Annotated in this window: 10 protein-coding genes; 4 read left to right on the top strand and 6 right to left on the bottom strand. The window is 69.2% G+C overall.

Going from position 1 to position 13,007, the window contains the following annotated elements; translation table 11 throughout:
• Both VAPA_RS13075 and VAPA_RS13070 read right to left on the bottom strand, forming a co-directional pair.
• On the bottom strand, positions 1-1,434 hold the full coding sequence (locus VAPA_RS13075; RefSeq protein ID WP_021007250.1) for an MFS transporter: 1,434 nt from the start codon (positions 1,432-1,434) through the stop codon (positions 1-3).
• 14 nt (positions 1,435-1,448) lie between these two features.
• Entirely contained in the window at positions 1,449-2,639 is a 1,191-nt protein-coding gene (locus VAPA_RS13070; RefSeq protein WP_041946104.1) for a multidrug effflux MFS transporter, read from the bottom strand.
• A 240-nt stretch (positions 2,640-2,879) separates the two neighbouring features.
• Here VAPA_RS13070 and VAPA_RS13065 point away from each other — a divergent pair, with 240 nt between their 5' ends.
• Complete coding sequence (locus tag VAPA_RS13065; protein WP_021007248.1) at positions 2,880-4,745, top strand: M48 family metallopeptidase; 1,866 nt, start codon at positions 2,880-2,882, stop codon at positions 4,743-4,745.
• Entirely contained in the window at positions 4,742-5,215 is a 474-nt protein-coding gene (locus VAPA_RS13060; protein ID WP_021007247.1) for a group II truncated hemoglobin, read from the top strand. The genes VAPA_RS13065 and VAPA_RS13060 overlap by 4 nt, the downstream gene beginning before the upstream one ends.
• Before the next feature lie 8 nt (positions 5,216-5,223).
• On the opposite strand, the gene VAPA_RS13055 is transcribed toward VAPA_RS13060, so the two are convergent.
• Complete coding sequence (locus VAPA_RS13055; RefSeq protein ID WP_021007246.1) at positions 5,224-5,838, bottom strand: pyridoxamine 5'-phosphate oxidase family protein; 615 nt, start codon at positions 5,836-5,838, stop codon at positions 5,224-5,226.
• Complete coding sequence (locus tag VAPA_RS13050; protein WP_021007245.1) at positions 5,835-7,007, bottom strand: MFS transporter; 1,173 nt, start codon at positions 7,005-7,007, stop codon at positions 5,835-5,837. Before VAPA_RS13050 ends, VAPA_RS13055 begins: the two co-directional genes overlap by 4 nt.
• A gap of 78 nt (positions 7,008-7,085) precedes the next feature.
• On the opposite strand from VAPA_RS13050, the gene VAPA_RS13045 reads away from it, so the two are divergent.
• Together VAPA_RS13045 and VAPA_RS13040 are read left to right on the top strand one after the other, a co-directional pair.
• Positions 7,086-8,000, top strand: a complete 915-nt coding sequence (locus VAPA_RS13045) for a LysR substrate-binding domain-containing protein (protein WP_021007244.1) — start codon at positions 7,086-7,088, stop codon at positions 7,998-8,000.
• A gap of 66 nt (positions 8,001-8,066) precedes the next feature.
• A complete protein-coding gene (locus VAPA_RS13040; protein WP_021007243.1) occupies positions 8,067-9,287 on the top strand; it encodes an MFS transporter in 1,221 nt (406 codons plus the stop codon).
• Between the two features lie 15 nt (positions 9,288-9,302).
• On the opposite strand, the gene VAPA_RS13035 is transcribed toward VAPA_RS13040, so the two are convergent.
• Positions 9,303-9,896, bottom strand: a complete 594-nt coding sequence (locus VAPA_RS13035) for a methylated-DNA--[protein]-cysteine S-methyltransferase (protein WP_051255325.1) — start codon at positions 9,894-9,896, stop codon at positions 9,303-9,305.
• Between the two features lie 21 nt (positions 9,897-9,917).
• Positions 9,918-12,995 (bottom strand): FAD-binding and (Fe-S)-binding domain-containing protein, encoded by a 3,078-nt coding sequence (locus VAPA_RS13030; protein ID WP_021007241.1) that lies wholly within the window; start codon positions 12,993-12,995, stop codon positions 9,918-9,920.
• Between the last annotated feature and the right edge of the window lie 12 nt (positions 12,996-13,007).

The raw sequence follows: 13,007 nt of genomic DNA, 5'->3' as shown, positions 1-13,007 counted from the left end.
TCAGCCGCCGTGCCCTGTCGTCTTCAGCCGCAGGCTGCTGAAGACCGCCGCCAGGCCCGCGCAGCAGGCCGCCAGCACCAGCGCCACCACCGGCCCGTGGCCGCCATGCGGACTCCAGACGCTGAACACGCCGGCCAGCACCACCGCGCCAAGCGTCTGCCCCGTGAGCCGCGCCGTACCCAGCATGCCGCTGGCCGCGCCACTGCGGTGCGCCGGCGGCGAGGTCACGATGGTGTGGTTGTTGGGCGACTGGAAGAGCCCGAAGCCCAGCCCGCACAGCGCCATGCGCCAGGCGATGTCGGCATTGCCCGGATGCGCCGGCAGCGCCGCCAGCAACCCCAGGCCGATGGCCAGCAGGCCCAGCCCGATGCCGCCGAGCAGCCCGTCCGGATAGCGCCCGATCAGCCGGCCCGCAATGGGCGCCATGGCCACGATGGCCAGCGGCCAGGCGGTGATGAGGAGCCCGGCCTCGATGTGGCTGCGGCCGTACACCTCGAGCAGCAGGAACGGCAGCGCAATGTAGGCCAGCATCTGCGCACAGAAGGCGGCCACCGAAGTGCCCATGGAAAGCGCGAACACCGGAATGCGCAGCAGGTCGATCGGAAACAGCGGCACCGCCAGCTTGCGCTGCCGCCGAAGATAGACGAAGCCCACCGCCACGCCGGCCAGCAGGATGGCCCAGGCCGACTGCTGCGAGCCGCCGCCGGCCACGCTGCCCTCGCGCACGCCCAGGCGGTCGACGCCCAGGAACACCAGCGAGAACATCAGCACGTTGAGCGCCACGTCGATCGGCGAAAAGCGCAGGCCCGACGCCGGTGCCACGCGGTTGAACGGCAGCGCCCGCAAGCCCAGCGCCAGCGTGATGGCGCCCAGCGGGACGTTGATGGCAAACAGCCACGGCCACGAAGCCACCGAAAGAATGGCGGCGGCCACCGAGGGTCCGGCCACCGAGGACGTGGCCACCACCATCGAGTTGATCGCCATGCCGCGCCCCAGCAGCGCCGAGGGAAAGGTCAGCCGCACCAGCGCCGCGTTCACGCTCATGATGCCGGCCGCGCCCAGGCCCTGGAAGGTGCGCGCGGCAATCAGCGTGGTCAGCGAATCGGCAAAGGTGGCGCCGATCGAGGACACCGTGAACACCGCCATGCCCACCAGGTAGACGCGCCGGTAGCCGACCAGGTCGCCCAGCGACGCCAGCGGCAGCAGCATGACCAGCGTGGCGATCTGGTAGGCGTTCACCACCCAGATGGCGTGCGAGGGGCTGGCCTGGAGTTCGCGCGCAATGCCCGGCAGCGCCAGGTTGACGATGGTGCCGTCGAGCACGGCCACCATGATGCCGAGAATGATCACCAGCATTGCGCGCTGGCGCGCGGGCTGGTCCAGCCCGTCGACGGGCTGCGCGGCCTTGCCGTCCACGGACGCCGCGGCTTCCATGTGCGCCGTGCTGCTCACGCCTGCTGCGTCCTGCGGGTGGGCTCTGACCGTACGCTGCCCAGCGTGAGCCAGGTCAGCACCAGCGCGATCAGCGCGCCGCCGGCCATGCCGGTCACCATCGGCAGCGGACGGCCGTCTGTGAAGAGGCCCACCACCGCCATGGCCAGCGCGCCGGTCAACATCTGCAGCGTGCCGAGCAGCGCCGAGGCCGTGCCCGCGATGGCGCCGTGCATCTCCAGCGCCAGCACGCCGGTGGTCGGAATCACCAGGCCCATGAAGCCGGAGGCGATGAAGTACAGCACGATCAGCACCCAGAGGCTGTCGCCGCCCGCCGCAAAGTACGAGAACATGGCCAGCATCGCGATGCCCGACGCCACGACGCCGAACTTGACCAGGCCCACCAGCCCGAAGCGCTCGCCCAGCGAGCCCGTGAACTGCGAGGCGCCGATGAAGGCCGCCGCGTTCACGCCGAAGGCCACGCTGTACAGCGCGGGCGACAGGCCGTAGTGGTCGATCATCACGAACGACGAATTCGCCAGGTAGGTGAAGAAGCCCGCCATCGCGAAGCCGCCGATGAACACCAGCCCGAGATAGTGCCAGTCGCGCAGCAGCACCCAGTAAGCCGACAAGGCGCTGCCGAGGCTGCTCTCGACGCGCTCCGAAGGCGGCCGCGTTTCGCGCAGCTGCGTGACCATCATCGCGAGGCCCGCCACCGCGGCGATGGTCACGGCCCAGAACACGCCGCGCCAGCCCGCCACCGCGATCACCGCGCTGCCCGCGAGCGGCGCGAGGATCGGCGACACGCTGAACACCAGGATCAGGAGCGACATGAGCCGCGCGGCATCGGTGCCGGTGTGCAGGTCGCGCACCACCGCGCGCGGAATCGCCATGCCGGCCGCCGCGCCCAGGCCCTGCACGAAGCGCAGCGCGATCAGCGTGTGGATGTCGGTGGCCAGCGCGCAGCCCACGCTCGCAAGCGCAAACAGCACCAGCCCGGCATAGAGCGGCGGCTTGCGCCCGACCATGTCCGAGACCGGCCCGTACAGCAGCTGGCCCGCGCCCAGCGAGAGGAAGAACGCCGTGAGGCTCATCTGCACTGCGCCGATGTCGGCGCGCAGCGCCTGGCCGATGGCCGGCAGCGCCGGCAGGTACATGTCGATGGCGAAGGGCCCGATGGCGGAGAGCAGGCCCAGCAGCAGGGCCATCTTGAAGAAGGGAGAAGAAGGACGCATTGGACCGATTGTCGCCAAGGGCGGCATCCGGTGCAGGCGTGGGGTCGCCGCCCCGCTGTTGCTAATTCTGCGCAAAGAGTACGACCTTCGTATTCACGCCATCCGCATGGACGTTGCCAGTCATACGCAACGACGCAGACGGCCGCTACGCTATCGCTTTCCCAGCCGGTTCCGCACAACGAATCGCAACATCGCATCCAGGAGCAGCACCCCATGGCCCTCGCCCGAACGATCCATGCCGACCTCTTTCGTGTCTTTCTCCTGACCCTGGTGTCGCTCTTCGCCATTCCGGCGGCGACGCTGGTTTTCACGGAGTACGCGTTGCATTCGGAGGACGCCGAATTCCTGCAGGGGATCGAGAAGCGCATCGCCTCCGACACCCGCCTGTCCGCCGACGACAAGGCGCTGACCGCAGAGTTCTATCGCAGCCACCCGCTCTCCAAGGCCTGCAGTGCCACCGCGCCCGAAGACAGGAACTTCCACGACAAGGTGTGCAGCCCCTACTCGATGCACTGGCAGTTCCACTGGGCCGACCGTGCTGCCATCTGGACGCTGGTGCTCGGTGCGGCATTGCTCGCCGCGGCGCTGGTGCTGGGCGCATTGGCCTTTGCCAACCGCGGCCTGCGCTATGCGAGCTTCGTTGCGGGCTGGCGGCTCATGACGGTGTCGAGCGCGGTCGAGGTCGCGCTGCAGAGCGCGATGCTGGTGTGGCTGTCGTTCTGGCTCACGGCCTACTTCTGGCAGAGCTACTACGTCAAGCTGATCATCATCGCGGGCATTGCGGCCGCGGTGGCCGTGTTCTATGCGATCTACACGCTGTTCAAGAAGCTGCCCTTCGGCAACGAGATCGAAGGCGAAGTGGTCGACCAGGCCGATGCGCCGCGCCTGTGGGAGCGCATCCGCCAGCTCGCCGCCCGCGTGAAGACCGCACCGCCCGACCAGATCGTTGCCGGCATCGACACCAACTTCTTCGTCACCGAAGCGCCCTGCGAGGTGGGCGGACGCACGCTGCACGGCCGCACGCTGTTCGTCAGCATTCCGCTGCTGCGCGTGCTCGACCAGTCGGAGGCCGATGCGGTGCTGGCGCACGAACTGGCCCACCTGGGCGGTGGCGACACCCGCAGCAGCGCCGCGCTCGGCCCCAAGCTGCTGCAGTTCGACCAGTACACCTGGAAAATGCGCGACGGCGGCCTGAGCATCGTGGCGCACTACCTGCTTCGCCTCTACCGGATGATCTTCGCCTTTGCCCTGGCGCGCGACAGCCGGGAGCGCGAATACAAGGCCGACCGCGTCTCCGCGAGCCTTACCGCGGCGGGCGCCATCGTGCAGTCGCTGATCAAGATCTCGGCCTACGCCAGCTACCGCAACGACGTCGAACGCAAACTCTTTGCGCAGGACCGCCAGCACGACGGCGCGCTGGGCATCGCCGGCTTCGTGGCCGCCGGCTTGCCGCCCTATGCCAATTCGGACGCGTTCGTCGAGACCATGAAGACCGCCGATGTGCCGCACCCCTACGACAGCCATCCACCGCTGCTCGAACGCATGCGCAACGTCGGCCACCACGTGCCCGAAAGCGCCTACGGCGCCATCGTTGCCACCGCGCCGGAGGTCTCGTGGGCCGACGACATCGAGACCGCCGCCGCCATCGAGCAGCGGCTGTGGAGCGACTACGAGCAGCGCTTCGTCCAGAACCACGAACTGAGCCTTGCCTACCGCTACGAGCCGGCCACCGAAGAAGAGCGCGCCGTGGTGCTGCGCCACTTTCCGCCGGCTGCGTTTGCACTGAAGAACGGCGAGAGCGTCGAGGTGAGCCACGAGGGCCTGCACCAGAGCGTGGATGGCGGCTCGACCATCGGCTGGGACGAGGTCAAGAACCTGACCTTCCAGGACAACACCTTCGGCGACATGCTGGTCGTCACGCACCACGACAAGGGCATGCTCGGTGCGCGCACCACCAAGGTCAAGGTGGGCGGCCTCGGCAAGCAGAAGGAGAACTTCAAGGCCGCGGTCGGCCGCTACTGGCAGCGGCACCAGATCATGCGGGCGCAGCAGCAGCAACAGGCGTCGTCACAGTCATGATCGAACCCGGCAGCATTCCAACGCTCTACCAATGGCTTGGCGGCAGCGAGGCGCTGCTTCGCCTGACGACGCGCTTCTATGAAAACGTCAAGGCAGACCCCCTGCTGGCACCGGTCTTCGCCCACATGGACGCCGATCATCCGGCCCACGTGGCCGCGTTCCTGGCCGAGGTGCTGGGCGGGCCGGCCGACTATTCGCAGCATCACGGTGGGCACCCGCACATGATCCGGCAGCACCTGAATCGCCACCTGCAGCAGGAACAGCGGCGCCGCTGGGTCGGGCTGCTGCTGGACACGGCGGACGAACTCGCGATGCCGGACGATCCCGAGTTTCGTTCGGCGCTGGTCGGCTATCTCGAGTGGGGCTCGCGGCTCGCGGTCATCAACTCGCAGGCTGGCGCGGCCGTGGACGCGGATGCACCCATGCCCAAATGGGGATGGGGCGAAGTCAAGGGGCCGTATTCGGGCTGAGCGCGCCCTCAATACAAGGTGGACCGCTGCCGCGCCGGCAGCTCGCGGTCGTAGGTCTCGCCGTCGAATGCGGCGTCGGTCAGCGCCGACAGGATGGCGCCGGGCGTGGGCACCTCGCGGCGCGATTCTGCCGGCAGCGGCGCCCACAGCTTCGAGCGCTGGATGGCGCGCGCGCACTGGAAGAAAACCGAGTCGACCCGGATCTCGATCACGCACTGCGGCAGCTTGCCCTCCATCGCGAAGCGCGCCATGAGTTCGGGCGCGGTCGTGATGCGCGCCTTGCCGTTCACGCGCAAGGTCTCGCCCACGCCGGGAATCAGGAACAGCAGCGCCACGCGCGGATCGGCCACGATGTTGCGCAGGCTGTCGATGCGGTTGTTGCCGCGGCGCTCGGGCAGCAGCAGCGTCTTCTCGTCCTGCACCGCCACGAAACCTGGCGGGTCGCCGCGCGGCGAGGCGTCGAGGCCGCCGGGTCCGGTGGTGGCCAGCACCGCGAAAGGAGAAGCGGCAATCAGCGCCTGGTAGCTCGGGTGCAGCCAGGGCACCTCCTTCTTGAGCGAGGCCTCGCCGGCTTCGCCGAACAGCGCTTCGAGCTGCCCGATGGTGTCGATGGCATGGGTCATGGGATCACTCCTTGTTTTTTGTCTGCCGTGGCCGACGGGTTTCTGCCGCACGCCAGTGCCGCCGCGGCCAGCAGCAGCGCGCAAACGCCGTAGAGCCACGACGATGCCACGACCGGCAGCAAGAGCCCGGCCAGCAGCGGCCCGATGCCGGCGCCGATGTCGCGCCACACCGCTCGCGCAGCCAGCGCATGCATGCGTTCCGGCCCCGGTGTGCGGCGCGCCACGATGGGCGGCAGCAAGGGCAGCTGCAAGGCGCGCAGCACCACGATCAATGCCGCGCAGCTCCACAGCCAGCCAAGGCCGAAGCCTGCCAGCGCAATCGCCGTCACGAGCGAGAGGCTCACCAGCAGCCGCTCGGCACCGAAGCGCTCCGCCATGTGGCCGCCGACCGGGCTCAGCAGAATTTCCGCCAGGTAGCGCAGCGCCATCAGCGAACCGGCCATCACCACCGCGCCGCCCGGCATCAGGTCCTTGCCCAGATAGGAGAGGCCGACGATGAAGAGCCCGTCGAGCGTCAGTCCTTCCATGAACGACCAGGCATCGAGGCTGTTGGGCCGCCCGAAGCGGCGCCCGGGCTTCCTGTGTCCGCTGCCGTGCGGCACCGAAGGCAGGCGCCTCGCGGCAAGCACCGCCACCAGCGAGAACGCGGCAAGAATGCAGAAGATCGCGCGCGGGCCGGCCCACAGCGCCAGCAGCGCGCCCAGCGGCAGCGCCAGCACCGGCCCCATCGCGATGAGCGCGCGCGAACGCCCGCTGCGGCGCGCCGCACCCAGGAGCTCGGCCGTGGCCAGCGACTGGGTCGACAGATTGAGCGCGGCAAAACACAGGCCCCACACGAGCCGCAGCGGCAGCAGCGCCCAGAAGCCCGAGAGCGTGGCGTAGCCGAGTCCGCAGAACGCAGCCGCCACCACCGCGATGGTGCACGTGAGCCTGTCGCCGTTGCGCGCATAGAAGCGCGCCACCCAGCCGTATCCCGCAATGCGCACGAGCCGATTGGCCGCAAGCAGCATGCCGGCTTCCGCCAGCGTCACGCCGAATTGCCCGGCATACATCGGCAGCAGCAGGTAGAGCACGACGTCGGCCGGCAGCGAAAGCCCGAGCGCAATGGCCGCGTGGCGGGAGTTCAGGTCGGTGGCAGCGAGAGCTGGAGCGGGCGTGGTGCGAAACATCGAGCCCGCATGGTGCGCCGACGCAAGGCATGCCGACAAACGACATTAACGCCCGCCATGCGTGAGAAAATTGCACACATGCCGCTTCGAGAACCGCCCCTCAATGCCGTGCGCGCCTTCGTCGCCGCGGCCCGCCACCAGAGCTTCACGAGGGCGGCCGTCGAACTTCACGTGACGCACAGCGCGGTGAGCCGGCAGATCAAGAGCCTCGAAGAATGCCTGGGGGTCGCGCTGTTCGAGCGCCGCATCCGCCAGGTCGCCTTGACCGCGGAAGGACAGCAGTTCTTTGCCGAGGCAGGCCCGGCCATCGCGCAGATCCATGCGGCGGCGCGTGCATTGCAGGCACAAGGTCCGGCCCGTGCCGTCAGGATCAACGTGCGGCCCTCCTTCGCGGTGCGGTGGCTCATTCCCCGCCTGCCTTCGTTCGTCGAGCGCTATCCCGAGATCGAGCCGCAGGTGGTCACGAGCACGGTCATGCCCGAACAGGCCGCAGGCAGCTTCGACATCGCGGTGCGCCGCGGGCTCGAGGGCTGGCCGCCCTCCATCGAGGTGCGCCCGTTCCTCGAAGACGAAGTGCTGGTGGTCGGTGCGCCGGCGCTGTTCAAGGCGCATCCGCTCGCGGACCTGCGCACGCTGGCCTCGCACGTGCAGCTGTCGGCCCGCACGCGCAAGGAAGACTGGGACGCCTGGAAGAAGCACGTCGGCGCGCCGCGTGCCAGGCCCGCGGGCCGGCTCCAGTTCGATCACCTGCACTTCGTGCTGCAGGCCGCCGTCGACGGGCTCGGCATCGCGCTGGCGCCGACCTCGCTGGTGGCGCACGACCTGGCCTCGGGCCGGCTGCAGTCGCCGCTGCCCGCGCTGCGCATGGCGCTGAACCGCTATTACTACGGCCTGGCGCCCGATGCCGCACCGGAAGCCGCGTACGTCGCGCAATGGTTCGAGGAAATGATGGCCTTGGGCTCACAAGGCGCGATGACGCTCGCAGGTCCGTAAACGGCCAGCGCAGGACGGCGCGCGCCCGCAGCATGGGGCTTCCTCCCACATGAAGCTCCTTGCCGCATGAAAGCCGCCCTTCCCCGTCCCTTTGTCTATCTTGCGTGGTCCAACCTCGCGGCACAGTCCGCCGAGCAGTTGAGCCTTGCGGCGGTCCCGCTGGTCGCGGTGCTCATGCTGGGTGCCGGGCCGGGCGAGATCGGCTTTCTGGCCGCCATTCAGACGCTGCCTTTTCTCCTGCTGTCGATGCCGTTGGGCGTGCTGGCCGATCGCATGTCGCGACAGCGGCTGATGGTCGCATCCGAGGGGCTGCGCGCCGTCTCGCTGCTGGTGCTGCTGGCCATGGTGCTGGCGTCGAAACTCGGCATCGGCTGGCTGGCGGCGCTCGGATTCCTGGGCGCCGTCGGCACCGTGGGCTTCAGCGTCGCGGCGCCCGCGCTGGTGCCGGCACTCGTGCCGCGCGAGGCATTGGCAGCCGCCAACGGCCGGCTGGAGCTTGCGCGCAGCGCCGCGTTCACGGCCGGGCCTGCGCTGGCGGGCGCGCTGGTCGCATGGGCGGGCGCTTCGACGGCCTTCGTGCTGGCGGCGGTGCTGTCGATCTCGGCGGTGGGCCTGCTGCGGCGCCTGGCCGAGGCGCCGCGCCCATCCGCATCGCGGCGCCATCCGCTGCTCGATGTGCGCGATGGCGCGCGCTTTGTCTGGCAGCACGAATTGCTGCGGCCCATGCTGATGACGGGCGCGGTCTTCAACATCTCGTGGTTCGTGGTGCAGGCCGGCTATGTGCCGTATGCGGTGCGGGTGCTGGGCCTTGGCGCGCAGGCGGTCGGATTCACGCTGGCAATGTACGGCGCGGGCATGGTGGCGGGCGCGCTGCTGACGTCGCGCGTGGTGGCGCGCCTGCCGTTCGGCCGTGCGATCCAGGTCGGGCCCGCGGTGGCGGTGGTAGCCGCGGCGGCCATGGCGGCCACGCTGGTGGTGCCGGCCGCATCGCTGGCGGCGCTGTCGTTCTTCCTGTTCGGTGCCGGACCGATGGTCTGGACCATCACCACCACCACGCTGCGGCAGAGCGTCACGGCCGGGGCGATGCTGGGCCGGGTGTCGGCGGTGTTCCTCACGGTCAATGCGGGCGCCCGGCCGATCGGCGCCGCGCTGGGCGGTGCAGTGGGTGCCAGGTGGGGCGAGCCGGCCTGCCTGCTGCTCGCGCTGGCGGGCTTCATGCTGCAGGCGGGAATCATTTTTGCCTCGCGCATGGCGGGGCTGCAGCGGCTGCCGGTTGCCGCCGCCTGACGGCCTCCGGGGCTGCTAGAAAAGCGAAGCCATTCCGTTCGGCCGCGCGCCTTCGATGTCGAGCATGCGCAGCTTCGTGAGCGCGCCGCCGCCCGCCGAAAAGCCGCCGGGCTTGTTGCCCGCGGCCAGCACGCGGTGGCACGGCACCACGGGCGCGAACGGGTTGTGGCCCATGGCCTGGCCCACCGCGCGCGACAGGCCCTTGTCGCCCAGTTCGGCCGCGATCTCGCCATAGGTGCGCGTGTGCCCAGGCGGAATGCGCCGTGCAATCGCATAGATGCGCTGGTGGAATTCCGACACATGGCTCATGTCGAGGACGATGCCGCCCAGGTCGTCGGATGCGCCGTTCAGCAAGCCCTGGATGGCTGCGATCGCGCGCTGGGCGCTTTCGGGAGGCTCGGCCTCGTTCAGGTTCGCAAAGCGACGCTGCATGCGCGCCCGCGTGGCGGCTCCGCCGTTTTCTTCCGGCAACTGCACGCCGACGAGCCCGCGCGGACCCCAGGCCAGCGCGCAGGTGCCGATCGCGGTCTCGAACAGCGCGAAGCCCGGCTCCACCGTGGCTTCTGCTGCCGCTGCCGTTGTCTCTGCCGTTCGTTCTGCTGCATTCATCACTCCATTTTGTGCCAGCCGCTAAGTCTGTTCAGACGACAGGGTTGGTGGCGCGAGATGCCGCTCCAGCAGCACCGCCACATGCACCGCCTCGCGCTGCGCGCCGTCGCCGATCTGGTGGCGGCAACTGGTGCCGTCGGCCACCACGATGGCGTCGGGCTTCGCGCGGATCGCCGGCAGCAGGCTGGCCTCGGCCATCTGCATCGACACGTCGATGTGGCGCGCCTCGTAGCCGAAGCTGCCCGCCATGCCGCAGCAGGAGCTTTCGATCAGCTCGGGCTCGGCACCGGGAATGAGCCGCAGCACTTCCAATATCGGGCTGACCGCGCCGAAGGCCTTCTGGTGGCAATGGCCGTGCAGCAGGATCGGCGCCGTGGCGGGCGTGAGCGCGAGCGCGAAGCGCCCGGCCTTCAGCTCGCGCGCAATGAACTCCTCGAACAGCAGGGCCTGCCTGGCCACGGTTTCGGCCTTCGTGCCGAAGCCCATCACCAGGGTCTCGTCGCGCAGCGTGAGCAGGCAGGAAGGCTCGAGCCCGACGATGGCAATGCCGGCCTCGGCCAGCGGCCGCAGCGCATCGATCAGCGCCTCGGCACGGCGCTTGGCCTCGCCCACCATGCCGCTCGCCAGGAAGGTGCGGCCGCAGCAGTGGTGCCCGCTGCTCTTCTCGACCGTGTGCAGCGTGTAGCCCGCGGCCTTGAGCACGCGGGCCGCCGCCAGCGCGTTCTCGCTCTCGAAGGTGCCGTTGAAGGTGTCGACGAAAAGCACCGCCGCGCGGCCGCCGTTCGCCTGCACCGACAGCACGGCCTCGCGGCTGGCGAACATGCCATGCAGCTCGGCCTTGGCGCGCCAGAAGGTGTCGGAGCGCCATTCGGGCAGCGACCGCCGTGCCGAAAAGCCCAGCAGCTTCTCGCCCAGCCAGGCCGCGCCAGGCACGGTGTTGCGAAGGTTCATGAGCCACGGCACGCGGCTTACCCTGTGTGCGTAGTCGGGCATGTGGGCCACCAGCCTGTCCTTGAGCGTGTGGCCGTGGCGTTTCTTGTAGTGGTCGAGGAACTCGATCTTCATCTTCGCCATGTCGACGCCGGTCGGGCAGTCGCGCTTGCAGCCCTTGCAGCCGACACACAGATCCATGGTCTCGTGCATCTCTTCGCCGGTGAAGGCATCCGCACCGAGCTGGCCCGAGAGCGCGAGCCGCAACGTGTTGGCGCGCCCGCGCGTCAGGTGCTGCTCGTCGCGCGTCACGCGGTAGCTCGGGCACATGGTGCCGGCGTCGAACTTGCGGCAGTGGCCGTTGTTGTTGCACATCTCCACGGCCTTGGCGAGGCCGCCGGTGCTGTCGCCGCCGGTGCCGGGCGCGGTGGTCTTCTCGGTCACCGGGTCGGCATTGACGTTCCAGGCCGACCAGTCGAGCACGGGCTTGAGCTCGATGCGCCTGTAGGGCCTGGGCGCGGTGGGCGGCGCAAAGCGGAACAGCGAGCCGTCGTCCATGCGCGGCGGGTCGACGATCTTGCCGGGGTTGAACAGGTTGGCCGGATCGAGCTTCTGCTTGATGGCGCGAAAGGCCTCGTTGAGGGCCGGGCCGAACTGCCATTCGATCCACTCGCCGCGGCACAGGCCATCGCCGTGTTCGCCGCTGAAGGCGCCCTTGTACTTGCGCACCAGCGCCGAGGCTTCTTCCGCAATGGCGCGCATCTTGGTGGCGCCGCCGGCGCGCATGTCGAGAATCGGCCGCACGTGCAGCGTGCCGACCGAGGCATGCGCATACCAGGTGCCGCGGCTGCCGTACCTCGCAAACACTTCAGTCAATGCATCGGTGTATTCGGCCAGGTGCTCGAGCGGCACGGCGCAGTCCTCGATGAAGCTCACCGGCTTGCCGTCGCCCTTCAGGCTCATCATGATGTTGAGGCCGGCCTTGCGCACTTCCCACAGGTTCTTCTGGCGCGCGTCGTCGGGCATTTCGACCACGCTGCCGGGCAGGCCGAGGTCGCCCATCAACTCGACCAGCTGCCTGAGCCGCGGCAGCAGCGCGGCCTTCTCGGCACCGGCAAACTCGACCAGCAGGATGGCCGCGGGCTTGCCGATCAGCGCGGTTTCCACCGTGGGCTTGAAGGCCGGGTTGGCAAGGCTCAGATCGATCATCGTGCGGTCGACCAACTCCACCGCCGTGGGGCCCAGCTTCACGATGTGCTGCGCTGCATCCATGGCCGCATGGAAGGTCGGAAAGTTCACGATGCCCAGCACCTTGGCGCGCGGCAGCGGCGCGAGCTTGAGCGTGAGGCTCTTTGTGTAGGCCAGCGTGCCTTCGGCGCCGATCAGGAGGTGCGCGAGATTCACGCTGCCGTCGGCGGTGTAGGGGCGCTCGCTCTGGTTGTCGAAGATGTCGAGGTTGTAGCCGGCCACGCGGCGCAGCACCTTGGGCCAGTCGGCGTGGATCTGCTCGCGGTGCGCAAGCGCCAGCCCGTGCACGAACTCCGCGATGCCGGCCGCGCGAGGGCCCAGCGTGGCCTCAGGGCCGAACTCCACCAGTTCGCCACTCGAGAGCCAGGCGCTCGCGCCCAGCACGTTGTGCACCATGTTGCCGTAGGCGATGGAGCGCGAGCCGCAGGAGTTGTTGCCCGCCATGCCGCCCAGCGTGGCCTGCGCGCTGGTCGACACATCGACGGGGTACCAGAGGCCGTGCGGCTTGAGCTGCGCGTTCAGGTGGTCGAGCACCAGGCCGGGTTCGACGGTGGCGGTGCCCTCCTCCACGTTCACGTCCAGCACGCGGCGGAAATGCTTGCTGTTGTCGATCACCAGCGCAGCGCCCGTGGTCTGGCCGCACTGGCTGGTGCCGCCGCCGCGCGCGAGCACCGGCACCTTCAGGTCGCGTGCGACATCGATGGCGGTGGCGATGTCGCTTTCATTGGTCGGCACGAAGGCGCCGACCGGCGTGATCTGGTAGATCGACGCATCGGTGGCGTAGCGGCCGCGCGAGCCGTCGTCGAACAGCACCTCGCCCTCGGTCTCGGCGCGCAGCCGGCGTGCGAGCAGCTCGCAGGTGTCGTTGGGCGGAAGAACGGTTCCGGCGGGCTGGATGTGGCTGGCGGGATCGACACGCATGGTGTTGTGAGG

The organism is Variovorax paradoxus B4 (assembly GCF_000463015.1).
Taxonomy (GTDB): Bacteria; Pseudomonadota; Gammaproteobacteria; order Burkholderiales; family Burkholderiaceae_C; genus Variovorax; species Variovorax paradoxus_E.
The sequence above is the reverse complement of the archived record's forward strand: the minus strand, read 5'-3'. Positions and strand labels throughout refer to the sequence as shown.